The organism is Pseudomonas sp. BN505 (assembly GCF_029873175.1).
GTDB lineage: Bacteria > Pseudomonadota > Gammaproteobacteria > Pseudomonadales > Pseudomonadaceae > Aquipseudomonas > Aquipseudomonas putida.
Window position 1 is genome coordinate 299,138 of record NZ_SSOI01000070.1, and the last position, 24,135, is coordinate 323,272.

Annotated in this window: 24 protein-coding genes and 1 tRNA gene; 4 read left to right on the forward strand and 21 right to left on the reverse strand. The window is 62.2% G+C overall.

The window, feature by feature from the left end; genetic code table 11:
- Positions 1–46: 46 nt before the first annotated feature.
- Together E8E78_RS27930 and E8E78_RS27935 are read right to left on the reverse strand one after the other, a co-directional pair.
- The gene (locus tag E8E78_RS27930) at positions 47–1,117 is read right to left on the reverse strand and encodes an AI-2E family transporter (protein WP_016498338.1); all 1,071 of its coding nucleotides are present in this window, start codon (positions 1,115–1,117) and stop codon (positions 47–49) included.
- 20 nt (positions 1,118–1,137) lie between these two features.
- The gene (locus tag E8E78_RS27935; protein ID WP_049278117.1) at positions 1,138–1,377 is read right to left on the reverse strand and encodes a sulfurtransferase TusA family protein; all 240 of its coding nucleotides are present in this window, start codon (positions 1,375–1,377) and stop codon (positions 1,138–1,140) included.
- Between the two features lie 121 nt (positions 1,378–1,498).
- Here E8E78_RS27935 and E8E78_RS27940 point away from each other — a divergent pair, with 121 nt between their 5' ends.
- Positions 1,499–2,935, forward strand: coding sequence for a M48 family metalloprotease (locus E8E78_RS27940; protein ID WP_049278115.1), 1,437 nt, complete (start codon positions 1,499–1,501; stop codon positions 2,933–2,935).
- 116 nt (positions 2,936–3,051) lie between these two features.
- On the opposite strand, the gene nadA is transcribed toward E8E78_RS27940, so the two are convergent.
- Positions 3,052–4,110, reverse strand: coding sequence for a quinolinate synthase NadA (gene nadA, locus E8E78_RS27945; RefSeq protein WP_019472564.1), 1,059 nt, complete (start codon positions 4,108–4,110; stop codon positions 3,052–3,054).
- A 297-nt stretch (positions 4,111–4,407) separates the two neighbouring features.
- Positions 4,408–5,916, reverse strand: coding sequence for a YdgA family protein (locus tag E8E78_RS27950; RefSeq protein ID WP_049277826.1), 1,509 nt, complete (start codon positions 5,914–5,916; stop codon positions 4,408–4,410).
- A gap of 436 nt (positions 5,917–6,352) precedes the next feature.
- Here E8E78_RS27950 and E8E78_RS27955 point away from each other — a divergent pair, with 436 nt between their 5' ends.
- The 3 genes from E8E78_RS27955 (at position 6,353) to E8E78_RS27965 (ending at position 10,939) form a co-directional block, all read left to right on the forward strand.
- Positions 6,353–7,705 (forward strand): APC family permease, encoded by a 1,353-nt coding sequence (locus E8E78_RS27955; RefSeq protein ID WP_016498333.1) that lies wholly within the window; start codon positions 6,353–6,355, stop codon positions 7,703–7,705.
- Between the two features lie 66 nt (positions 7,706–7,771).
- Positions 7,772–9,838: a methyl-accepting chemotaxis protein McpU gene (gene mcpU / locus E8E78_RS27960; RefSeq protein ID WP_049277822.1), complete on the forward strand. Its 2,067-nt coding sequence runs from the start codon at positions 7,772–7,774 to the stop codon at positions 9,836–9,838.
- A 141-nt stretch (positions 9,839–9,979) separates the two neighbouring features.
- On the forward strand, positions 9,980–10,939 hold the full coding sequence (locus tag E8E78_RS27965) for a cation transporter (protein ID WP_016498331.1): 960 nt from the start codon (positions 9,980–9,982) through the stop codon (positions 10,937–10,939).
- 103 nt (positions 10,940–11,042) lie between these two features.
- Here the strand turns inward: E8E78_RS27965 and E8E78_RS27970 are convergent.
- From E8E78_RS27970 to E8E78_RS28050, 17 genes are all read right to left on the reverse strand, one after another.
- Positions 11,043–11,118, reverse strand: a tRNA-Lys gene (locus E8E78_RS27970).
- 60 nt (positions 11,119–11,178) lie between these two features.
- The gene (gene queC / locus E8E78_RS27975; RefSeq protein WP_049276760.1) at positions 11,179–11,853 is read right to left on the reverse strand and encodes a 7-cyano-7-deazaguanine synthase QueC; all 675 of its coding nucleotides are present in this window, start codon (positions 11,851–11,853) and stop codon (positions 11,179–11,181) included.
- A 17-nt stretch (positions 11,854–11,870) separates the two neighbouring features.
- Positions 11,871–12,518, reverse strand: a complete 648-nt coding sequence (queE, locus tag E8E78_RS27980; protein ID WP_041167623.1) for a 7-carboxy-7-deazaguanine synthase QueE — start codon at positions 12,516–12,518, stop codon at positions 11,871–11,873.
- Between the two features lie 168 nt (positions 12,519–12,686).
- Positions 12,687–13,493, reverse strand: coding sequence for a tol-pal system protein YbgF (gene ybgF, locus E8E78_RS27985; RefSeq protein WP_016498328.1), 807 nt, complete (start codon positions 13,491–13,493; stop codon positions 12,687–12,689).
- 6 nt (positions 13,494–13,499) lie between these two features.
- Positions 13,500–14,000 (reverse strand): peptidoglycan-associated lipoprotein Pal, encoded by a 501-nt coding sequence (pal, locus tag E8E78_RS27990; RefSeq protein ID WP_012273762.1) that lies wholly within the window; start codon positions 13,998–14,000, stop codon positions 13,500–13,502.
- 54 nt (positions 14,001–14,054) lie between these two features.
- Entirely contained in the window at positions 14,055–15,326 is a 1,272-nt protein-coding gene (gene tolB / locus E8E78_RS27995) for a Tol-Pal system beta propeller repeat protein TolB (RefSeq protein WP_041167621.1), read from the reverse strand.
- 26 nt (positions 15,327–15,352) lie between these two features.
- Positions 15,353–16,471, reverse strand: coding sequence for a cell envelope integrity protein TolA (tolA, locus tag E8E78_RS28000; protein ID WP_016498326.1), 1,119 nt, complete (start codon positions 16,469–16,471; stop codon positions 15,353–15,355).
- Positions 16,471–16,923 (reverse strand): protein TolR, encoded by a 453-nt coding sequence (tolR, locus tag E8E78_RS28005; RefSeq protein ID WP_012273765.1) that lies wholly within the window; start codon positions 16,921–16,923, stop codon positions 16,471–16,473. The genes tolA and tolR overlap by 1 nt, the downstream gene beginning before the upstream one ends.
- Before the next feature lie 14 nt (positions 16,924–16,937).
- Positions 16,938–17,633 carry a protein TolQ gene (tolQ, locus tag E8E78_RS28010; RefSeq protein WP_008090219.1) on the reverse strand — a complete coding sequence of 232 codons (696 nt, stop codon included), beginning with the start codon at positions 17,631–17,633 and terminating at the stop codon, positions 16,938–16,940.
- Between the two features lie 2 nt (positions 17,634–17,635).
- Complete coding sequence (ybgC, locus tag E8E78_RS28015) at positions 17,636–18,088, reverse strand: tol-pal system-associated acyl-CoA thioesterase (RefSeq protein ID WP_016498325.1); 453 nt, start codon at positions 18,086–18,088, stop codon at positions 17,636–17,638.
- A gap of 125 nt (positions 18,089–18,213) precedes the next feature.
- Entirely contained in the window at positions 18,214–19,260 is a 1,047-nt protein-coding gene (gene ruvB, locus E8E78_RS28020) for a Holliday junction branch migration DNA helicase RuvB (protein ID WP_016488653.1), read from the reverse strand.
- A complete protein-coding gene (ruvA, locus tag E8E78_RS28025; RefSeq protein ID WP_016498324.1) occupies positions 19,257–19,874 on the reverse strand; it encodes a Holliday junction branch migration protein RuvA in 618 nt (205 codons plus the stop codon). The genes ruvB and ruvA overlap by 4 nt, the downstream gene beginning before the upstream one ends.
- Before the next feature lie 109 nt (positions 19,875–19,983).
- Positions 19,984–20,508: a crossover junction endodeoxyribonuclease RuvC gene (gene ruvC, locus E8E78_RS28030; RefSeq protein ID WP_049276757.1), complete on the reverse strand. Its 525-nt coding sequence runs from the start codon at positions 20,506–20,508 to the stop codon at positions 19,984–19,986.
- Positions 20,509–20,696: 188 nt separating this feature from the next.
- Positions 20,697–21,443, reverse strand: coding sequence for a YebC/PmpR family DNA-binding transcriptional regulator (locus tag E8E78_RS28035; protein ID WP_049276756.1), 747 nt, complete (start codon positions 21,441–21,443; stop codon positions 20,697–20,699).
- A 114-nt stretch (positions 21,444–21,557) separates the two neighbouring features.
- The gene (gene aspS / locus E8E78_RS28040) at positions 21,558–23,333 is read right to left on the reverse strand and encodes an aspartate--tRNA ligase (protein ID WP_049276754.1); all 1,776 of its coding nucleotides are present in this window, start codon (positions 23,331–23,333) and stop codon (positions 21,558–21,560) included.
- Between the two features lie 93 nt (positions 23,334–23,426).
- The gene (locus E8E78_RS28045; RefSeq protein ID WP_016498320.1) at positions 23,427–23,648 is read right to left on the reverse strand and encodes a zinc ribbon domain-containing protein; all 222 of its coding nucleotides are present in this window, start codon (positions 23,646–23,648) and stop codon (positions 23,427–23,429) included.
- A gap of 92 nt (positions 23,649–23,740) precedes the next feature.
- Positions 23,741–24,070 carry a ribbon-helix-helix domain-containing protein gene (locus tag E8E78_RS28050; RefSeq protein ID WP_016488658.1) on the reverse strand — a complete coding sequence of 110 codons (330 nt, stop codon included), beginning with the start codon at positions 24,068–24,070 and terminating at the stop codon, positions 23,741–23,743.
- Between the last annotated feature and the right edge of the window lie 65 nt (positions 24,071–24,135).

Here is a 24,135-nt window from a genome sequence, read left to right on the forward strand (position 1 = left end):
GAGCAGCCTTGCGCTGCGAATGGGCCGCAAAGCGGCCCCAGTTGCATCAAAGCAGCGGCGATACGCTAGGCTCCCGGCGCGGCCAGGCATCCAGCACGGCCTTGATCAGCGTCGCCAGCGGGATGGCGAAGAAGATCCCCCAGAACCCCCACAACCCGCCAAACAGCAATACCGCGCAAATGATCGCCACCGGGTGCAGGCTCACGGCCTCGGAGAACAGCAGCGGTACCAGCACGTTGCCATCCAGCGCCTGGATGATCGCGTACACCGTCATCAGGTAGATGAACTGGTCGCCCCAGCCCCACTGGAACAGCGCAATCAGTGTCACCGGCACCGTCACCACCACCGCGCCCACATACGGCACCACCACCGACAGCCCCACCAGTAGCGCCAGCAGCGCGGCGTAATTGAGCCCCAGGCTGATGAAGGCGATGTAGGTGGCAATGCCGCAGATCAGGATTTCAATGCCCTTGCCGCGAATGTAGTTGGCAATCTGCCGGTTCATCTCGCTGCCCACCCGGTTCAGCAAGGCGCGCTGGGTGGGCAGGTAGCCACTGACCCAACGGCCGATCAGTTCTCGGTCCTTGAGGAAGAAGAACACCAGAATCGGCACCAGCACCAGGTAGATCATGGCGTTGACCAGCAACGGCAGGCTCGACAGCGAAAAGGTCAACGCCCACTGCCCGAACTTGCCGATTTCCCCGCGCACCGACTCGATGGCGTGCAGCACCTGCTCGTCCGACACCAGGTGCGGGTAGCGCTCGGGCAACAGCAACAGCAACGACTGCCACTTGCCGAGCATGCCCGGCAGCTCGTTGAACAGGGTAATCAGCTGGTGCCACAGCAACGGCACCAGCACCAGCATGAACACCGCCAGCGCCCCCATGAACAGGGCAAAGACCAGCATCACTGCCAGCCGGGTCGGTACCCGCAGCCGCTCCAGGGCATTGACCAGCCCCTGCATCAGGAACGCCAGCACCATGCCCGCCAGCACCGGTGCGAGCATGCCGCCCAGGGTGAGCACAGCGGTAAAAGCCAGGAACAGCAGCACCGCCAGCACTACCGCTTCTTCATCGGAGAAGTAGCGGTGCATCCAGTCGCGAAGCACTTTGAACATTGACGATCCTTGGAAAAGACTCAGGCCTTGCGCAGCCAGTAGGTATAGGTGCCGGCCTCAGCCGTTTCCTGCAGCAGGGTATGACCGGCCAGCTTGGCGAAAGTGCGGAAGTCGCGCTGCGAACCTGCGTCGGTGGCGATCACCTTCAGCACGGCGCCGCTGGCCAGGCGATTGAGCTCCATCTTGGCCTTGAGCAGCGGCAAAGGGCAATTCAGCCCGCTGGCGTCCAGTTCGGCGTCGAAGGTCAGGGTGTCACTCATCGCGGGCTCTCCAAAGGCATTGCCGGGTTGCTGCTTCACAGGGTCGGCTAGGATAGCGCCACTGGTCGCCAACGTGTGAGCCCGCTACAGTAGGTATCTTTGACCGACGCGAGCTTCGTGCATGAATCTACTGCGCCCTACCCTGCTGACGCTGGCCTGCCTGATGGCCCTTCCCGGCCATGCTGACGACCTGCCATCACTGGGTGACGCCAGCTCTGCGATCGTCTCGCCGCAACAGGAGCATCAACTGGGCCGTGCCTGGCTGAGCCTGCTGCGTGGCCAGGTCAACCAGTTGAACGACCCGCAGCTCAAGGACTACGTCGAGACTACCGTGTACCGCCTGGCCGAAACCAGCCAGCTGCAGGACCGGCGCCTGGAATTCATCCTGATCGACAGCCGTGAACTCAACGCCTTCGCGGCCCCCGGCGGCATCGTCGGGGTCAACGGCGGCCTGTTCCTCAATGCCCGCACCGAAGGCGAATACGCCTCGGTGCTGGCGCACGAACTGGCGCACTTGTCGCAACGCCACTTCGCCCGCGGCGTCGAAGCCCAGCAACGCATGCAACTGCCGATGATGGCGGCTTTGCTCGCGGGTATCGTGCTGGCTGCCGGTGGCGCTGGCGATGCGGGTATCGGCATGATTGCCGGCACCCAGGCGGCGGCAATCCAGGAACAGCGGCGTTTCTCGCGGCAGAACGAACAGGAAGCCGACCGCATCGGCATCCAGAACCTTGAAAAGGCCGGTTACGACCCGCGCAACATGCCCACCATGTTCGAACGCCTTGCGCAGCAGTACCGCTACGGCGCCAAGCCGCCGGAATTTCTGCTGACTCACCCGGTGACCGAATCGCGTATCGCTGACACCCGCAACCGTGCTGAACAGGCGCCCAAGGGCGGTGTCGAGGACAGCCAGCGCTATCAGCTGATTCGCGCGCGCGTGGCCCTGACCTATGAAGAAACACCCGGCCTGGCAGCCAAGCGCTTCCGCTCCCAGCTCGACGAAGACCCGAAACTTGACGCTGCACGCTATGGCCTGGCCCTGGCGCAAATCAAGGGCGGCCAGCTGAACGAAGCGCGCGAAAACCTGAAGCCGTTGCTGGCCAAGGCCCCCAACGACATCACCTACAACCTGGCGCAGATCGACCTGGATATCACCAACAACCGCCTTGCCGACGCGCAGCAGCGGGCCGAACGGATGCAGGGGCTGTACCCGGGCAACTACCCGCTTAAACAGGTGCGTGCCGATCTGCTGGTGAAGCAGAGCAAGCCGGCCGAGGCGGAGAAGATATTGAACGAGTTGATCAAGAGCCGGCCGGATGACCCGGACGTCTGGTACGACATGGCTGAAGTGCGGGGTTTGTCGGGCAATACCATTGGCTTGCACCGGGCTCGAGCCGAGTTCTTCACGTTGGTAGGGGACTTTGACCAGGCGATCCAGCAGCTGGATTACGCCAAGCGCCGGGCGGGCGGCAACTTCCCGCTGGCGTCGCAGATCGACCAGCGCCAGCGCGAGATCCTGGAGCAGCAGCGTATGGTTCGGGAGATGATGGGGCGCTGAGAATCTGGGGGCGCTTTGCGCCCCATTCGCAGCACAAGGCTGCTCCTACAGAGATCGCATTCCCCTGTAGGAGCAGCCTTGTGCTGCGAATGGGGCGCAGAGCGGCCCTAGCATTTTCAGGCGTTACCGGAAAGCTTCAGGCGCGCCGCCTGGGTGAAGTCCAGCATGCGGTTCAGCGGCTTGATCGCCTTGGGCACCAGCGCCGGGTCGACAAAAATCTCGTTGCTGCCATTACGCAGGCAATCCAGCACCCGCTCCAGGGTGTTCATCGCCATCCACGGGCAATGTGCACAGCTGCGGCATGCCGCGCCGTTGCCGGCGGTGGGGGCTTCGACGAACTCCTTGTCCGGGCACAGCTGCTGCATCTTGTAGAAGATGCCGCGGTCGGTGGCGACGATGAAGGTCTTGTTCGGCAGGGTCTGCGCCGCCTTGATCAACTGGCTGGTGGAGCCCACCGCATCGGCCAACTCGATCACCGCTTCTGGCGATTCAGGGTGCACCAGGATCGCTGCGTCCGGGTACAGCGCCTTCATATCGGCCAGCTGGCGCGACTTGAACTCTTCGTGAACGATGCAGGCACCGTCCCACAGCAGCATGTCGGCACCGGTTTGCTTCTGGATGTAACGGCCCAGGTGCTGGTCCGGGCCCCAGATGATGGTTTCGCCGTTGTCCATCAGGCTTTCGACGATTTCCAGCGCGCAGCTTGAAGTCACCACCCAGTCGGCACGGGCCTTAACGGCAGCGGAAGTGTTGGCGTACACCACCACAGTGCGCTCAGGGTGCTGGTCGCAGAAGGCTGAGAACTCTTCTACCGGGCAGCCCAGGTCAAGCGAGCAGGTGGCCTCCAGGGTTGGCATCAGCACGCGCTTTTCCGGGGTGAGGATTTTCGCGGTCTCGCCCATGAAGCGCACACCGGCCACGATCACCGTTTCGGCCGGGTGATTCTTGCCGAAGCGGGCCATTTCCAGCGAGTCGGACACGCAGCCGCCGGTTTCCTCAGCCAGGGCCTGGATGACCGGGTCGCAGTAATAGTGGGCAACCAGCACGGCATTCTGAGCCTTGAGCTCGGCAGCGATGGCCGCACGGTATTCGGCCTCCTGCTCGGCTGTCAGCGGGTTGGGCTGCTTGGCGTCGAGGTGGGCCTGAACCAACAGGCGTTCGGAAATCTGGGTCATGATCGCTGGACCTGCAGGCGCGCGTGCGCGTCAAATCGAGTGTATCACCCGGCCCTGGCAGATCGGCTAAGGGTGCCGGACGGTACGCAGGCCGCCACGGCCCTCTGCGGGCGCGGATTATTATCGGAGGCCGAAGGCTACAGATAATCCAGCGATTACTAAAGTGGTTTTTGTGTTGCCTGTGCTGGCCTCTTCGCGGGCATGCCCGCTCCCACAGGTACTACGATGCCCTCAGGGGCGATGAGTAACCTGTGGGAGCGGGCGTGCCCGCGAAAAGGCCGGTACAGGTTCAATCAATCAACCCTGCGGCGACAGTGCTGCCAGGTGCGCTGCCACGAGCATGGCGAACTCTTCCACGGTCATCTTCTTGCCGTTGAAATCAACCATGCCATCGGCATAGTGCAGGCTGCTCACCACATCGTTGCCTTCAACGGTGGCCAGGCCACTCTGCAGCGCCATCATGCCGACCATCTCCCCCGCCTGGCTCGACTGCATGGCAATCGCCTGGGCGTCGGTCTGGCCGTCCAGCAGCGCCTGCAAGGTCGCCAGGTCACCCATCATCGGTTTGGAAAGCGACAGCTTGCTCTTCACCTCGGTGATCAGTTGCTTGCTCAACTGGTCCGGCGGCAAGTCGAAGCTGGCCGGGGCGGCGAAGTTCATCGATAGGTTGAAACGGCTCTCGCCATTGGCGGTCTTGAACGACAGGTTTTCTATCGCCACCTTGGGCTTGGCGGCCAGTAGTTGCCGCAGATCACCCTGGAACCGGGCCTTCTCTGCGTCGTCCATCTGGATCTGCGGCACAGGCTGACCGGCTGCAGCGGCCGCCTCGAACTCCGGCAGGTGCGCCTGGTACCACTTCGACAACGCCTGCAATGCCGGTGCGTTGACCGAATTGACACTCACCAGCATGTGCGCCTTGCCCACCGCGCGGCCATCCCAGGTGATGTCGCCGACCTTGTACTCCACGCGACCACCCACGGCATCCGGGCCGTCCAGGGTTTGCAGGACATTCTGCTCCAGGCCGTTGATCAGCAGCACTTGCTGCTTCGGCCCCAGGGTGACCTTGGTTTCGGCCAGCGCCAGGTCGACATTGCCCACATAGATAGCGTCGTGCGCGGTGGCCTGAAGGTTGCCGTCAACCTTCAGGCCTTTGAGTTCGAACGTGGCCGGCGGCTGGTCATCGCGCACAAGTTTCATCACGAAACGGTCGGCCTGGCCGTGGAACTTCGACGCCTTGCCTTCCTTGTCGCCACTGACTTCCAGCTGCATGCCAGAGAAGTCGAGGCTGTTGCCGTCAGCCTCGTCGAGCTTGACCGGCGCCAGCCGGACCTGGCTGACCACACTGCCGCCGTAACCCAGGCTGGTCTGTGCGCTGACCGGGGCCTGCTCGCCTGCAGCGGCGAACCACGCTGCGGTGGCATCGTCCTTCTGCAAGGTGCTGTTGCTGACCGCCATCACCGGCATCAGCTTCAACGCCTTTACCCGCGACCAGGGAAACGGCCCGTGCTCGATCTGGTCGGTCACGCCCACGTCGAAACTCACTACCTCGCCTTCACCCACGTTGATATCGCGGGCCTTGAGCCGGTACTGGGCGGTACTGCTGAAGAAATGCTGCTCCAGCGACACCCGCTCGATGCTCATGCTGCCGCCGGTGGTCACCAGGGCCTTCTTGAGCTCGGCATTGCTGCGGACAAGGGCATTGTCCAGCTCGGCAGGTAACTGCTTGCCGGTGTACCAGGCACCAGCGGTGGATGCGACGGCAATGGCAATCGCCAGGCCGGAAAGGATGCCAACTGATTTCTTCATGAATAGAACCGATTGTCCGTAAGGGCTTCTTGGGCGACAAAGGCCACGCAGGAGGCGAAGAGTACCACTGCGGCAGAACACGATGGCCGATCGGAAAAGAGAAAACACATTTTTTCAGAGGCGTCTGAACGCCCTCAAGGCGAGCGTCACTCGTTAATTTTTACGAACATTCGAATTGATCAAAACCGCAAAAAAACGCGCAAAAACCGAACAAACCCCCTCATAAATCGATAAATATTTCGATTTGGTAACATCTTGTCATGTTTAACTTGACACCAACCTACCCATCGTTTTTTATTTTCACCACTTAGCGCGTCTCCCCCCGCGCCTTCCGCCGCTCCTACAAAAAAGGTGAACAACATGGAGCCCACCCGCTCGCCCTTGCCGCATGCGCAATACACCGTGCCCGCCGTTTACGCCCAGGAGCCATGCCAGCATGCAGCCTGATCACAGCGCTTCCGGCAACGGCCAACTCCGCAAAACCCTGCGCCTCTGGCACGTGATCATCATCGGCCTGGCCTACCTGACCCCGATGACCGTGTTCGACACCTTCGGCATCGTCAGCGGGATCACCGCCGGCCATGTGCCCAGCGCCTACATCCTGGCGCTGGCGGGCATCCTGTTCACCGCCGTGAGCTACGGCACCTTGGTAAAGCGCTTCCCGCAGTCGGGCTCGGCGTACACCTACACCCAACGCGCGATCAACCCGCATGTGGGTTTCCTGGTCGGCTGGTCGTCGCTGCTGGATTACCTGCTGCTGCCAATGGTCAACGCGCTGCTGGCCAAGTTGTACCTCTCGGCCATGTTCCCCGAAGTACCGGAGTGGATATGGGTGGTCGGCTTCGTCAGCCTGATCAGCCTGATCAACATGCGCAGCGTAAACCTGGTGGCGCACTTCAACCTGCTGTTCGTGGGCGTGCAGGTGGCGATCATCGCCGTGTTCATCTACCTGTGCGTGCGCGGCCTGGGCCAGGGTGAAGGGCTGGGCACCACCTGGAGCCTGCTGCCGTTCGCCGACAACCAGACGCACCTGAGTGCATTGGCTGCCGGTGCGACCATCCTGTGCTTCTCGTTCCTGGGCTTCGACGCGGTCACCTGCCTGTCCGAAGAAACCCGCGACCCGGCCAAGACCATCCCGCGGGCGATCTTCCTCACCGCGCTGATCGGTGGCGTGGTGTTCATCACCGTGTCGTATTTCATCCAGGCCTACTTCCCGACCATGGCGCGCTTCCACGACCAGGAAGCGGCCCTGCCGGAAATCGCCCTGTACGTTGGCGGCAAGCTGTTCCAGTCGATTTTCATCGCCTGCACGGTGATCAACACCATTGCGTCGGGCCTGGCCTCCCAGACCAGCGTGTCGCGCCTGCTGTACGTGATGGGCCGCGACAACGTGATCCCGGCCAGCCTCTTTGCCCGCCTGCACTCGCGCTACAAGACGCCGGTGCTGAACATTGCCGTGGTGGGGCTGGTTGCGCTGTCGGCGATCTTCTTCGACCTGGTCACCGCCACCTCCATCATCAACTTCGGTGCGCTGGTTGCGTTCAGCTTCGTCAACCTGTCCGTGATCAACCACTGCTACCTGCGCGAAGGCAACCGCCGGGGCCTGGCCAACCAGCTGAAGTACCTGGTGCTGCCGACCATAGGCTTCTGCATCATCGTCTCGCTGTGGCTGGACCTGAACGCGCATTCGCTGATGTTCGGCGGCATCTGGGCGGCGGTCGGATTGATCTACCTGGGTTGGCTGACCAAAGCCTTCCGGTCGGCACCGCCCAACTACGTTGCCGAATGACCCACGCTGCCAACAACGCCCGCGCCTGACCGCGGGCGTTGTACTTGATCGAAAAGGAAAGCCCTCATGCCGCTGCGTCGCCTCTCCATCCAGTGGAAGATCACCCTGCTCGCCGGCCTGTGCCTGCTGGCCATCGTCGCCCTGCTGGTGGCCACGTCACTGACCCAGGCGCAGCGTAGCGCTGCGCTGGTCAACCAAGCCAACACCGCCATGCTCGACAGCAGCGCGCGCCTGCGCCTGCAGGCCCATGCCGAAACCCAGGCCCTGCGGGTGCAGCGCTACTTCATGGACGCCTACCAGTACGGCAATGGCTTTGCCCGCATGGTGCAGGTGCTCAAGGCCCGAGGCGGCAGTGACCTGCGCGCCGAGCTGACACGCCAGGCCCGTACCAGCTTGGCCGGCAACCCGGATGTGATCGGCCTGTACCTGGTGTTCCAGCCCAACGCGCTGGACCAGCAGGACAGCCATTACCTCGGCCAGGACGCCGTGGGCAGCAACGAAAGCGGGCGCTTCTCGTTGTACTGGTCGCAGCCGCGCCCCGGCACCCTGGAGCATGAGGCCATGCCGGAAGCGATGCTCGGCGATGCCAGCATTGGCAGCAACGGCGCGGCTAGAAACCGCTGGCTGACCTGCCCGCAGGACACCGCCCGTGCCTGCATGCTCGAACCGTACCTGGACGAGGTCAATGGCCGCCAGGTGCTGATGACCAGCATTGCCCTGCCGCTGCTTGAGCAGGGCAAGGTGGTCGGCGTGGTCGGCCTGGACATCGGTCTGGCCAACCTGCAGCAGCTGAGCCTGGACGGCCGCCGCGAGCTGTTTGATGGCCAGGGCCATGTCAGCATCGCCAGCGCAGCCGGCCTGCTGGCAGGCAACAGCCGCGATGCCAGCGTGCTCGGCAAACCCATGGACAATACGGTGGCCGACGGCCTGCTGCGCGTAGCCCACCCCTTCGCCCCCATCCCTGACGCCGCGCCTTGGCAGGTGTTGCTGGAGCTGCCAGAAAGCGTGCTGCAGGCACCCGCCGTGGCCCTCAACCAGCGCCTGGATGCGCATAACCAGAATGCCAACCTCACCAGCCTGCTGATCGGCCTTGGCGCCGCCATCGCAGGTTTGCTGCTGGTGTGGCTGACCGCACGCGGCGTTACCCGGCCAATCCTGGCCGTGGCCGCACGCCTGCAAGACATCGCCAGCGGTGAAGGCGACCTCACGCGCCGCCTGGACTACGCCCGCCAGGACGAACTAGGCCAGCTCACCCACTGGTTCAACCGCTTCCTCGACAAGCTGCAGCCGGTCATTGCCCAGGTCAAAGGCTCGCTGCAGGAGGCCCGTGGCACTGCCGACCAGTCGGCCGCCATCGCCAGCCAGACCAGCAATGGCATGCAGCAGCAGCACCGTGAAATCGAACAAGTAGCCACGGCAGCCAACGAGATGAGCGCCACTGCCCTGGATGTCGCCCACAACGCATCGCAAGCAGCCCAGGCCGCACGTGCCGCCGACCAGGCCAGCCGCGAAGGCCTGCAACTGATCGACAGCACCCGCGAGGGCATCGATCGCCTGGCTGCCGGCATGAACACGGCCATGGACGAGGCGCGAGCACTCGAAGGCCGCAGCGGCCAGATCGGCTCGGTGCTGGAGGTGATTCGCACCATCGCCGAGCAGACCAACCTGCTGGCACTCAATGCTGCCATCGAAGCTGCGCGCGCTGGCGAAGCCGGGCGTGGTTTTGCCGTGGTCGCCGATGAGGTCCGCGGCCTGGCCCAGCGCACGCAGGTGTCGGTGGAGGAAATTCGCCAGGTCATCGAAGGCCTGCAACAAGGTACCCAGGATGTGGTGGGGGCCATGCATGCAGGCCAACGGCAGGCCCAGGACAGCGCCGCACGCATGGAGCAGGCATTACCGGCACTGCAGCGTATTGGCGAGGCCGTGGCGGTGATCAGCGACATGAACTTGCAGATTGCCTCGGCGGCGGAAGAGCAGAGCGCGGTGGCCGAGGAAGTGAACCGTAACGTGGCCGGCATTCGAGATGTGACAGAATCGCTGGCCGGGCAGGCCGATGAATCAGCACGCATCAGCCAAGCCCTGAACCGGCTGGCCAACCAGCAGCAGGCGCTGATGGAGCAGTTTCGCGTTTAGCCTGTCAGGGCCTCTTCGCGGGCACGCCCGCTCCCACAGGCTCGGCGTAACCCTAAGGGGCTGTGCAGTTCCTGTGGGAGCGGGCGTGCCCGCGAAGAGGCCCTGACAGGCACCGCACCATTGTTATTTTGAGCACAACTTATGCCTAATCCAACCCGATCCACCTTCTTCGACATCACCAGCGAACAAGGCCTGTTACGTACCTCGATTGCCGTCACCCTGTTCATCGCCACCATCGGTATCGCCTTCGGCCTGGCTTCCGGGTCGTTCTCCATCGTCTTCGACGGCGTGTACTCGTTGGTTGACGCCAGCATGAGCGGCCTGTCGCTTGTAGTGGTCAAGCTGATCACCTCGCACACCACCAGCGTGCAAATGTCGCGCAAGCTGCGCGAGCGCTTCACCATGGGCTTCTGGCACCTGGAACCGATGGTGCTGGCACTCAACGGCATCCTGCTAAGCGGTGTGGCCATCTACGCGCTGATCAACGCCGTCAGCAGCCTGCTCGAAGGCGGCCGCCACCTGGAGTTCGGCATTGCCATGGTCTATGCGGTACTGACCGTGATCACCTGCGTCACCATCGCCGTCGTCGAGGCCCGCGCCAATCGCAAGCTGAAGTCAGACTTCGTGCGCATGGACGTCAAGGGCTGGGTGATGTCGGCCAGCATCACTGCCGCGCTGTTGATCGCCTTCTGCTTTGGTTACGCGGTGCAAGGCACGTCGCTGGAGTGGGTGTCGCCGTACATCGACCCGGCGGTACTGGCGCTGGTGTGCCTGGTGATCATTCCGCTGCCGCTGTCGGTGGTGCGCCAGGCGCTATCTGAAATCTTTCTGGTTACCCCCGGCGACCTCAAGCTGCACGTCGATGAAGTGGCCAAGGCCTTCGTCGCCCGCCACGGGCTGCAGTCGTACCGCGCCTATGTCGCCAAGGTCGGGCGCTCACGGGAGATCGAGCTGTATTTCATCGTGCCAAAGACAATGGCCGCGAAGACCATCGATGAATGGGATACGTGGCGCAACGAGATTGGTGATGCGGTAGGCGGCGAAGGGCCGGACCGCTGGCTGACGGTGGTGTTCACCGGCGACCCGGAATGGGCTGAGTAAGCAGGGGGCGCTGTGTCGCGATAGGGCCGCAAAGCGGCCCCAGGATGCTGAAAACGTAAAAGCCCGCGACCATTTCTGGTAGCGGGCTTTTACGTACTGCATATGGTGGGTCGTGTAGGATTCGAACCTACGACCAATTGGTTAAAAGCCAACTGCTCTACCAACTGAGCTAACGACCCGATTGATGGCGCGTATAATACTGATTTCTAACGAGAAATCAACAGCCCATCAAGAAATCTTCAAAAATACCGCGTCGGGTCTGCTACACCGGCCGCCTTGAAGCCGTCGGCGCGCAGGCGGCAGCTGTCGCATTTGCCACATGCGCGGCCGTCGTCGTCGGCCTGATAGCAGGAAACGGTCAGGCTGTAATCCACGCCACGGGCCATGCCGGCCTGCACGATCTGCGCCTTGCTCAGGTTCTGCAGCGGCGCCTGAATACGGAAGCCCTGCCCTTCTACACCGGCCTTGGTTGCCAGGTTGGCCATGCGCTCGAAGGCTTCGACGAACTCGGGGCGGCAATCGGGGTAACCGGAGTAATCCACGGCATTGACGCCGATGAAGATGTCACGCGCCTCCAGCACTTCTGCCCAGCCCAGGGCCAGCGACAGGAACACGGTATTACGCGCCGGCACGTAGGTGACCGGGATGCCTTCGCTCGGGGCTTCCGGCACGTCGATGCTGCTGTCGGTCAACGCCGAACCACCGATACCGTCCAGGTTCAGGCCGATGACCTTGTGCTCGACCACGCCCAGGTCCCGGGCGACACGGGCAGCCGCATTCAGCTCGGCCCGGTGGCGCTGGCCATAGTCGAAGCTCATGGTGTAGCAGCTGTAGCCTTCGGCCTTGGCCATGGCTACGACGGTGGCCGAGTCGAGGCCGCCAGACAACAGGATTACCGCGCGTTTCTCAGTCATGTGCTTTTTACTCTCAATCAACGTCCGGGTTCGTCGTTCCACAGCAGCTTGTGCAACTGCAGCTGGAAACGTACAGGCAGGTTGTCGGCAACGATCCAGTCGGCCAGGTCGCTGGCACTCACCTGGTGGTGGCTCGGCGAGAACAACACCTCACCGGCACGCTCAGCCAGGTTGTACTGGATCAGCTTGGAAACCGCCCAGTCATAGTCCTCACGGGAACAGATGACAAACTTGACCTGGTCGTTGCGGGTCAGCTGCTCGATGTTCTCGTAGCGGTTACGGTGCGATTCTTCGGAACCCGGGGTCTTCAGGTCGACAACGCGGCTGACGCGGGTGTCGGTGCCCGCGATATCCAGCGCACCACTGGTTTCCAGCGACACCTCGTAACCGGCATCACACAGGCGCTGCAGCAACGGCAAGGCGTTGGGCTGAGCCAGTGGCTCGCCACCGGTGACACAGACGTAGCGAGGCTTGAAGCCGGCAACCTGCTCAAGGATCGAATCCAGGGTACGAATAGTGCCGCCAGTGAAGGCATAGGCACTGTCGCAGTACTGGCAGCGCAGGGGGCAGCCAGTGAGGCGCACGAATACGGTGGGCAAGCCAGCCGTTCGCGTTTCACCCTGCAAAGAGTAAAAGACTTCTGTGATGCGTAATGTGTCTTGCATGCTCGCCACGGGCGTGACAGCTAAACAGGCTGTCCGCCTCCGTCAGGCACTGTCGCGGACTCGACATGGCGTTATCCGCAGCAGCGTGTTTACGAAAAAAGGGCAGTGATTCTAACGAAAAAACCCGCGACTGGCGCGGGTTTCTTTCGAGCGGTACGGCTACAGGGCTCAGAGCTTCTGCAAGTCACGCTGGGCCAGCTGCGCGGCGGAGGTGCCGGGGTACTGGGTGATGACCTGCTGCAAGATGCCCTTGACCTTGTCGGTATGGCCCATGCGGCGCTCGACGTCGGCCAGTTTGTAGAGCGAATCCGGCACTTTGCTGTGCTTGGGATACTTCTGGCTGACCTGGGCGAAGGCCTGACTGGCACCTGGCAGATCGCCTTTGGCCAGGTTCACTTCACCCAGCCAGTACTGCGCGTTGCCGGCGTACTGACTGTTTGGGTACTTGCGCAGGAAGGCATTGAACGCCTGGCTGGCCTTGTCAAAGTCTTTCTGTTTGATCAGGTCGAAAGCGGCATCGTAGTAGAGCTTCTCTTTCGCTGGATCGCCGGGCTCGCTACTGGCGGCCGGTTGTTGCGCAGCAGCACCAGCTGCTGCATCTGGGGCGGCATTTGAAGCACCACCACCGGAGGAATTGTCAGGGGTCGCGGCAGGTGCAGCGCCACTGTTGATGCGACGGTCCAGGTCCTGGTATCGCTCCAGGTTTTCCTGCTTCATGCGCGACACATCGTTCTGCAGCTCTTCGATGATGCCTTGCTGGCGGGAAAGCTGGTCCTGCATCTGTTGCAGCTGCATGAACAGCTGGCCTTGTGCAGAGGCAGGGGCCGAAGCCCCTGACCCGGCATAGGCGCCGCTCGTGCCATAACCCACAGGCGGATAGCTGCCTGCGTTGTCATCTACTACAGGGACCTCAGCCCAGGCCGCGAGCGGCAGGCTGAGTGCGAGGACGGTTACTACACGGCGGCACATACGCATAAGAACTTACTTACGCAGTTCTACGCGACGGTTCTGAGCCCAGGATTGCTCGTCGTTGCCAGTGGCAACAGGACGCTCTTCACCGTAGGAGACCAGTTCCAGCTGAGCAGGGGAAACGCCCTGCAGAACCAGGTAACGCTGAACGGCCTTGGCACGACGCTCACCCAGAGCCATGTTGTACTCGCGGGTGCCGCGCTCGTCGGTGTTGCCTTCCAGGACAACGCGGTTGCCGTTGGACTTCAGGTCCTTGGCGTGAACGTCCAGAGCGCGCATGGCTTCTGGCTTCAGGTCCGAGCTGTCGTATTCGAAGTAGAAGGTGGTGATTGCGCGCAGGGCGGCTTCTTCGCTCAGGGAACCGTCAACAGCGCCAGTGTTGGCACCGTAGCCAGCGTTCGGATCTACAGCAGCGCCTTCGCCTGCGTTGTCACCGCCCTTCGAGGAGCAACCTACAGCTACGGCCATGGCCAGAGCCAGCGCAGCGAATTTACCAAACTTCAGCATTTCCATCGTGAAACTCCTAATGAAACCCCAGTGTGTTAAGCAAAACGTATTACGCCGCAATCAGTTCAGGTAAGGGGACCAGGACGGTTCTCTGACTTCGCCTTGAGCGGTAGGAAGTGGGAGCCTCACGCGGCCATTAAGCGACACGAGCATCAAGACTCCCCGGCCCTGCTGGCGGGTGGCGTAGATTAGCATGGTGCCGTTTGGCGCAACAGTGGGAGACTCATCAAGACTTGTTTCCGAGAGAATCTTTACACTTCCGCGTTGCAAGTCCTGTGCCGCCACTTTGAAGTTGGTAAAGCCCTGTTGGCGATGGATCATCACCAGGGTCTTTTCGTCAGCGGACAGTTTCGGGTTGGCGTTGTAGTTGCCCACGAAGGTTACGCGCTCGGCACCACCACCACTGACCGACTGTTTGTAGATCTGCGGTTTGCCGCCACGGTCGGAAGTGAAGTAAAGGGTATTGCCATCTTTACCCCAGAACGGCTCGGTGTTGATACCTGGGCCTGCGGTAACCCGGTTGATCTGGCGCGATGCCACGTTCATCACATAGATGTCCGGGTTGCCGTCTTTCGACAGCACGAACGCCAGGCGCGAACCGTCCGGCGACCAGGCTGGCGCGCCGTTCAAGCCTTCGAAGTTGGTCACCTGCTCGCGGCGGCCGGTATCGATGTTCTGAATGAAGATGCGCGGGCGTCTCTGTTCGAACGACACATAGGCGATACGCTTGCCATCTGGCGCAAAGCGTGGCGACAGGATCGGCTCACGCGATTGCAGCAGGGTGACCGCACGCGCACCGTCGTAGTCCGAACGCTGCAGGGTGTAGCGGGTATTGTTGGTGGAGAAACGCTCGGCCGTCACGTACAGCATGCGGGTAGAGAACGCACCCTTGATGCCGGTGAGCTTCTCGAACGACTGGTCGGCAATGTAGTGCGCCATGTCACGCAGCTGGTCGGTGCTGCCCGCGACGCTGCCGGTCAGCACTTGCTGCTCGGTGGCGACGTTGAACAGGGCGTACTGCACCTGCAGGCGACCGCCCGATGGCACGATGCTGCCGACCATCACGTACTGGGCACCCAGCGCTTTCCAGTCACGGAAGATGACTTCGCTGGCCTGCGATGGCTGGCTGATCATGTTCTGCCGTGGAATCGGCGAGTAGTAGCCGGAGTTGCGCAGGTCGTTGCCGATGATGTCGGCAATGTCCTCGGGCAGCACGCTACCACCTTGCAGACCGAACGGCACTACCGCGATGGGCGTCGCCCGGTCGCTGCCGCTGGTGACCAGGATGTTCTTTTCCTCTGCCACGGCCATGCCTGCCACGCAGCACAGCATGACCAGCAGTCCTCTCAGACGTTTAATCACAACGCTAGATCCTCAGGTGTAAATGTCATCTTGAACGAACGATATTGGTTGAAATCGCTCGGCTTCATACCCTGCATCTCGGTCAAACGACCAATGTTCTTCACCGCAGCCACCGCCGAACTGTCATACGGGCCGTCACCACTGGAACGGGCCACGCTGACACTGGTGATGGTACCGTCCGGCAACATGTTGATCTGCAGGACCACCGTCATGCCCTTGCGCGCGGAAGGCGGACGCGCCCAGCCCTCGGCCGCGCGCATACGGATCAGGTCGTCGAAGTCGCCGGCCACCTGGTCACCCTGCTCGTCGGCCAGCGCCTGCTGCCGCTCGGTGGTGTCGGACAACAGCTCGGCCAGGGCCTGGGCTTTCTTGTCTTCTGCCGCCTTGCGGGCCGCTTCCTGTGCCTTTTTCTTCTGGGCGTCTGCAGCGGCCTTTTTCTTGGCCTCTTCAGCTGCCTTCTTCTTCGCGTCCTCGGCCGCCGCTTTCTTCTTGGCGTCCTCGGCTGCTTTCTTCTTGGCCTCTTCGGCTGCCTTCTTCTTGGCGTCCTCGGCGGCTTGTTTCTTCGCCTCTTCAGCGGCCTCTTTCTTGGCCTCTTCTTCGGCTTTTTTCTTGGCTTCTTCCTCGGCCTTCTTCTTGGCGATGTCGGCCTGCTGCTTCTCGGCGGCCTTCTTCGCCTCATCGGCCTTCTTGGCTTCTGCGGCTTTCTTGGCCTCGCTAGCCTTGGCGGCTTCGGCAGCCTTGGCAGCGTCCTCGGCTTTTTTCGCCTCGGCGGCTTCGCGAGCCTCCTCGGCCTTTTGAGCGGCGTCGGCCTTCTTTTGTTCCGCGGCCTTCACGGCCTCCTGCTCGACCTTCTTCTGCTCCAGCTGCTCGACCTCAGTCTGGCGCGAAGCGGTTTTCTTCGCTTCCCCGGCAATCTTCTGATTGGTCTGGGTGGTCGCCTGGCTCTTGGACTTAAGCTGGTACAGGGTAGCCTGAACGATCGGCTTGGAAGGCGGCAGTTCAGGCGTCATGGCGAAACTGACGAACAGCATGGCAAACACCAGCACATGCAGGCCAATGGCCCAGACACTGGGCCAGAAGTAGCTTTCCGAGGCGGATGGCTCTCGCTGTTGCATCAGGGCGCCTCGGTAATCAGGCCAACGTTACCGACACCGGCCTTCTGCAACCCGCCCATGGCACCCATGACCGCGCCATAGTCGACAGCCTTGTCGCCACGAATGAACACCTGGGTCTGCTTGCCCTGGTCACGGCCGGCAGCAATGATCTTGGTCACTGCATTGGTCATGTCGGGCAAGGTCATGGCCTTGTCCATCTGCTTGTCGGTATCGACTTCGCTGCCAAGGTTCCAGTAGTAGGTCTTGTCGGCCTTGATGGAGATGGTGAGGATCTGGACGTTGTTGTCCTGCGGCAAGGCTTCACTGGAAACCTTGGGCAGGTCGACTTTCACGCCCTGGTTGAGCATGGGCGCCGTCACCATGAAGATGACCAGCAGCACCAGCATCACGTCGATGTAGGGCACCACGTTCATCTCGGCGACGGGCTTGCGTTTGTGGCGAACTCGGGCCATGGGCTTCTACCTGATTACTCTTCGCTGGTGTGCACTTTGCGGTGCAGGATCGCCTGGAACTCGTCGGCGAAGGTGTAGTAACGACCGATCAGCACTTCGCTGCGCGCGGCGAAACGGTTGTAGGCGATTACCGCCGGGATTGCTGCGAACAGGCCGATGGCGGTGGCGATCAGCGCTTCGGCGATACCCGGGGCAACGGTGGCCAGGGTGGCCTGCTGGGCGCTGGCCAGGCCGCGGAAGGAGTTCATGATCCCCCATACGGTACCGAACAGGCCGATGTACGGGCTGGTGGAACCGACGGTGGCCAGGAACGGCAGGCTCTGCTCGAGCTTTTCTTCCTCGCGCGAAATGGCTACGCGCATGGCACGGCCAACGCCTTCCATGACGGCGTCCGGGTCAACGCCCGGCTGCTGACGCAGGCGCGAGAACTCCTTGAAGCCGGCACGGAACACCTGCTCGACGCCGGAGTCCGGGTCTGGGTTGCTGCCTGCCTGACGGTACAGCTTGGACAGGTCGATGCCCGACCAGAAGCGCTCCTCGAAGGCATCCAGCGCACGACGACCGGCGCGCAGCATGGTGCTGCGCTGGAAAATCATGATCCATGAGGTGACCGAGGCGGCCACCAGGATCAGCATTACCAGCTGTACCACTACGCTGGCATTGCTGACCAGACTCCACATGGAGGTATGGTCGACGACGTTAGCTTCCACGCTTATTCTCCTGCATTCGATTGGTTACCCGAGCCGTCCGCCGCCAAGGCGTCGCGCAGCTGGGGGGGTATGGCTCGGGGTTTGAAAGTGTCGGCGCGCACGGCGGCCACCAGGAACTGCCCTTCGCAGAGCAGCGTTTCATCCTTTTCCCGCCAGACCTGCTGTACAAAGCGCAGGCTGGCGCGATTGAGTTCAAGTACTTGCGCGGTCACCCGTAACGCGTCGTCCAGCCGCGCCGGCGCGTGGTAGCGCGCTTCGCTGGAATGGACCACGAACAGCAGGTTGTCTTCGGCCAGCTGCGACTGGGAAAAACCCAGATGCCGCAGGCGTTCGGTGCGCGCGCGCTCCATGAATTTCAGGTAGTTGACGTAGTACACCACGCCGCCCGCATCGGTATCTTCGTAATAGACGCGACAACGGTGTGCGAACGGTTCGAGCTGATTTTGCGCGCGCATACTCTAGTGCTTACTCCTCAGCTTGCCAATCCGCTGTGGCAACTGTTTTTTCTTCATTAATGTCTTATTGCCAGCGCACCCTTTGCATGCCAGCGGTAGGACCACGAAAAGTCGCTTTTGATCTGTCATTCATCGCCTGGCTCGGAAAAATCACCGCCCTCCCCCAAACGCCCGGGAATATTCAGGCCAAAGTGCAGGTAGGCATGCCGGGTGACCACGCGACCGCGCGGCGTGCGCATGATGTAGCCCTGCTGGATCAGGTACGGCTCCAGCACATCTTCGATGGTATGACGCTCTTCGCTGATGGCCGCAGCCAGGTTGTCCACCCCTACCGGGCCGCCATCGAACTTCTCGATCATGGTCAACAGCAGGCGGCGGTCGGAATGGTCGAAGCCACGTTCGTCGACATCCAGCAGGTTCAGTGCCATGTCGGCCACGGCTTTGGTGATCTGGCCCTTGCCGCGCACCTCGGCGTAGTCGCGCACGCGGCGCAGCAGGCGGTTGGCGATACGTGGCGTGCCACGGGCACGCCGGGCAATCTCGTAGGCGCCCTGGTCTTCGATGACAAGGCCAAGGATGTTGGCCGAACGGCTGACGATGGTGGCCAGGTCCTTGTCGCTGTAGAACTCCAGGCGCTGGACAATACCGAAGCGGTCACGCAACGGGTTGGTGAGCATGCCGGCACGGGTGGTAGCCCCCACCAGGGTAAACGGTGGCAGGTCGAGCTTGATCGAACGGGCCGCCGGCCCTTCGCCGATCATGATGTCGAGCTGGAAGTCCTCCATGGCCGGGTACAGCACCTCTTCGACGACCGGCGACAGCCGGTGGATCTCGTCGATGAACAGCACGTCGTGCGGTTCGAGGTTGGTCAGCATGGCCGCCAGGTCGCCCGGGCGCTCCAGGATCGGCCCCGAGGTGCTCTTCACCGACACACCCATTTCATGGGCAATGATGTTGGCCAGGGTAGTCTTGCCCAGCCCCGGCGGGCCGAAGATCAGCGTGTGGTCGAGCGACTCGCTGCGGCCACGGGCGGCCTGGATGAACAGCGCCATCTGCTCGCGCACCACCGGCTGGCCGATGTAATCGTCCAGGCTCAGCGGGCGAATCGCGCGGTCCTGGACCTCTTCGCGGTCGCGGCCACTGGCGGCGATCAGGCGGTCGGCTTCGATCACTTGGTAATCATCCCTTTAAGGCTGCGGCGGATCAGCTCTTCACTGCTCAGGCCGGCCTTGTCTTTGATCGCGGCGATCGCCTTGCTGGCTTCCTGCGGCTTGTAGCCCAGCGAGACCAGGGCGCTGACGGCATCAGCCTCGGCGCTGGACTCGCTGGCGGCCGGCAGCGGGCCATCGGACACCAGGGTGAACATGGCCGGGGAGGTTTCCCAGGCCTTGAAGCGGTCCTTGAGCTCGACCAGAAGGCGTTCGGCGGTTTTTTTGCCGACACCGGGCACGCGTACCAGGGCCGAGGTGTCCTGGGCTTGCACGCAGCGCACCAGCTCATCGACTTCCAGGCCGGACATGAGCGCCAGTGCCAGCTTCGGGCCCACGCCGTTAAGCCGGATGAGCTCGCGGAACAGCTCGCGCTCGCGCTTTTCGGCAAAACCATAGAGCAAGTGGGCGTCTTCGCGCACCACCAGATGGGTGTGCACGGTGACGGGTTCGCCCACCTTGGGCAGACGGTACAGCGTGGTCATGGGAACTTCCAGTTCGTAACCCACGCCGTTGACGTCGATAATCAGGTGCGGCGGCTGTTTCTCCGCCAGGGTGCCGCGCAAACGTCCAATCACGTTCCGATCCTTCCTCTCGGGGAGCCGGTCAAAGACCGCTCAACCCTATCAGCAAATGCAACGGGTGAACGCACCACCCGAACAAAATGTGTATCAGCGCATGAAGCGCCTACAGACGCAAGCGCCCGCCGCGCCGCCGCGCCGTGGCCAGGCCATGGGGCACCAGGCTGGAACGGGTGTGAGCGTGGCACAACGCGATGGCCAAAGCATCGGAGGCGTCGATCTGCGGCTTTTGCGTCAGTTTCAGCAGGTGCATGACCATCATCATCACCTGCTCCTTGTTGGCCCCACCGGTGCCGGCCACCGCTTGCTTGACCTGTGTGGCGCTGTATTCAGCGATTTCCAGGCCGGCTTCGGCGGCAGCGACGATAGCCGCGCCGCGGGCCTGGCCGAGCTTCAGCGCCGAGTCGGCGTTGCGCGCCATGAACACCCGCTCGATGCCCATGGTCACCGGTTCGTGCTGGGCGATGATTTCACTGACACCACGAAAAACGATCTGCAGCCGCTCGTGCAACTCGCCGCTGCCGGTGCGGATACAGCCCGACGCCACGTACTCGCAACCACGGGGGGTGTGGCGTACTACGCCGTAGCCGGTGATGCGCGAACCGGGGTCGATACCAAGAATCAGAGTCATAGTGCCTGTCGTTCAAAGCTCACGGTTCAAGACCATTAGGGCCGCTGCGCGACCTATCGCCGGCAAGCCAGCTCCCACGAGTACAGTGCAGGCCTGAAGAAGTGCACTGTACCTGTGGGAGCTGGCTTGCCGGCGATGGGCTGCGCAGCGGCCCCAATAGCAGCCTTGACGCGAAGGGTCAGGAGACCTTAGCCGATATTTTCCATGATCTCGTCGGAAATCTGGGCATTGGAGTAGACGTTCTGCACGTCATCCAGGTCTTCGAGCATGTCGATCAGCTTGAGCACCTTTTCAGCACCGTCCTGGTCGAGCTCGGCACTGGTGGTCGGCTGCATGACGATTTCTGCGTCATCGGCCTTGAAACCAGCCTCTTCCAGGACGTTACGCACGGCATAGAAGCTGTTGAACGAGGTAAATACGTCGAACGAGCCGTCATCGTTGGCCACCACGTCGTCAGCATCGGCTTCCATCGCCGCTTCCATCAGCGCGTCTTCATCCACGCCCGGGGCAAAACTGATCTGCCCCTTGCGCTCGAACAGGTAGGCCACCGAGCCGTCGGTACCCAGGTTGCCGCCACACTTGGTGAAGGCATGCCGCACGGCGGCGGCGGTGCGGTTGCGGTTGTCGGTCATGGTCTCGACCATGATCGCCACGCCACCCGGACCGTAACCTTCGTAGCTGAGCTCTTCGACGTTGTCGCTTTCGTTGGTGCCGGCACCACGGGCCACGGCGCGATCGATGATGTCGCGGCTCATGTTGGCGCCCAAGGCCTTGTCCAGCGCCAGACGCAGGCGCGGGTTGGATGCCGGGTCAGGGCCGCCCTGCTTGGCAGCGACCGTCAGCTCGCGGATCCACTTGGTGAAGACCTTGCCTCTCTTGGCATCCTGGCGCTCTTTGCGGTGCTTGATGTTCGCCCACTTGGAATGACCAGCCATAACGACTCCGAATACTTTGAATCACAAACAGCCCCGCCCCTGTACGGGGCGGGACGGGAAAATACCTGCGCCGAAACGCAAAGGCGCATCCATGTGGATGCGCCCGGGGACCGCTTACTCGACCTTGGTCTGTTCGCGCAGTCGGATGTGCAGCTCGCGCAGGGCCTTGGCGTCGACCAGGCCAGGGGCCTGGGTCATGACGCACGCGGCGCTCTGGGTTTTCGGGAAGGCGATCACTTCACGGATCGACTGGGCGCCGGTCATCAGCATGACCAAGCGGTCCAGACCAAAGGCCAGGCCACCGTGCGGCGGCGCACCGAACTTCAGGGCGTCGAGCAGGAAGCCGAACTTCTCTTCCTGTTCCGCCGCTTCGATGCCCAGCAGGCGGAACACAGCCTGTTGCATCTCTTTGCGGTGGATACGGATGGAACCGCCACCCAGTTCAGTACCGTTCAGGACCATGTCGTAGGCACGGGACAGGGCTGTGGCCGGGTTGGCCTCAAGCTCTTCCGGCGAGCACTTCGGCGCGGTGAACGGGTGGTGCAGCGCGGTGAAGCTGCCGTCTTCGTTCTCTTCGAACATCGGGAAGTCGACGACCCACATCGGTGCCCACTCGCAGGTGTGCAGGTTGAAGTCGTTGCCGACCTTGATGCGCAGTGCGCCCAGGGCCTCGCTGACGATCTTGAACTTGTCGGCACCGAAGAAAACGATGTCGCCATCGACCGCGCCAACGCGATCGAGGATCACGTTGAGGTTGGCTTCAGGGATGTTCTTGACGATCGGCGACTGCAGGCCTTCGACGCCCTTGGCGCGCTCGTTGACCTTGATGTACGCCAGGCCCTTGGCACCGTAGATGCCAACGAACTTGGTGTACTCGTCGATCTTGCTGCGCGGCATGCTGCCGGCGCCAGGCACGCGCAGGGCGGTGACGCGGCACTTCGGATCGTTGGCCGGGCCTGCGAATACCTTGAAGTCGACATCCTTCAGCTGGTCGGCAACGTCGACCAGTTCCAGCGGGTTACGCAGGTCTGGCTTGTCGGAGCCGTAACGGCGCATGGCTTCTTCGAAGGTCATGTGCGGGAATTCGCCGAATTCCAGGTCCAGCACTTCCTTGAACAGCTTGCGGATCATGCTCTCGGTCAGGCCCATGATCTCGCTTTCATCGAGGAAGCTGGTCTCGATGTCGATCTGGGTGAATTCCGGTTGGCGGTCAGCACGCAGGTCTTCGTCACGGAAGCACTTGGCGATCTGGTAGTAGCGGTCGAAGCCGGCGACCATCAGCAGCTGCTTGAACAGCTGGGGCGACTGCGGCAGGGCGAAGAAGCTACCGGCGTGGGTACGGCTTGGCACCAGGTAGTCACGCGCGCCTTCCGGGGTGGCACGGGTCAGGATCGGCGTTTCGACATCGAGGAAGCCGTTTTCATCGAGGAAGCGACGGATGCTGGTGGTGATGCGCGAACGCAGACGCAGCTTCTCGGCCATTTCCGGGCGACGCAGGTCGATGAAGCGGTAACGCAGGCGGGTTTCCTCGCCGACGTCGGAGTATTCGTTCAGCGGGAACGGCGGGGTTTCTGCTTCGTTGAGCACGGTCAGCTGGTAGCCAAGGATCTCGATGGCACCAGAGGCCATGTTGGCATTCACCGCGCCGTCAGGGCGCTTGCGCACCTTGCCGGTGACTTGCACGACGTATTCGCTACGCACGCGGTCGGCGGCGGCGAAGGTTTCGGCGCGATCCGGGTCGAACACGACCTGGGCCATGCCTTCGCGGTCACGGATGTCGAGGAAGATCACCCCGCCGTGGTCGCGGCGACGATGGACCCAGCCGCAAAGGGTGACTTCCTGGCCGTCCAGGCTCTCGTTCAGTTGGCCGCAATAATGGCTGCGCATCATGATGGTGGTTTCGCTTCTCGTGATTCGTGTATTCGGTGGAGGCCTTGGCCGCCCGGAGGGCTAATACTGCAAGACCCGGTCACAGCATTCAACTCAGTCGGCCTTGTCGCCGCCTGCAAGATTCTTTTTCGCCCCGGTCTTGAAGTCGGTTTCGTACCAACCATTACCGCTCAGGCGGAAGCCTGGCACCGACAGCAGCTTCTTCAGCGCCGGCGCCTGGCAGGCCGGGCAATCGGTCAGCGGCGCGGCGCTGATCTTCTGCAGTGCTTCCATGCGGTGCTCGCAGGATGCACATTGATAGTCATAAAGGGGCATGGGTGTCTCTCGTCAACCACAACGCTCGCTGCCAGGGCAGCAAAAAGCGGGATTATATATGGTTAGCAAGCACTGCGCAGCCCGCCAGGCGATCAGCGCACACTTGGCGGGTCTTGCAGCCAGGCAACGCAGATTACCCGAATCAGCCCACTGAAGTTGCGCACGCCACCCTGGCGCAGGTGCACTTCGCGGTCCACGTAGGACAACACCGCACTGACCGAACAGCGGTTGGCGGCGGCGATGCGTTCCAGGATGCCCCAGTAGACGGCCTCCAGACGCAGGCAGGTGGAAAAACCGTTGAGCCGCACCGAACGTGACACCGGCTGCGTCTGCAACATATCGAAATCTGCCTTGAACGGATCAATGCACTGTTTTCCTGGCCAGCTCCCCTGGCCAGCCACACGCTTGCTCGCTTGCATCATGCGCCCTACTTCCTCGTCACCGGTAACAGGTGACCAATGAAGCGCTGGGCAGCAGGTTTAGAGCA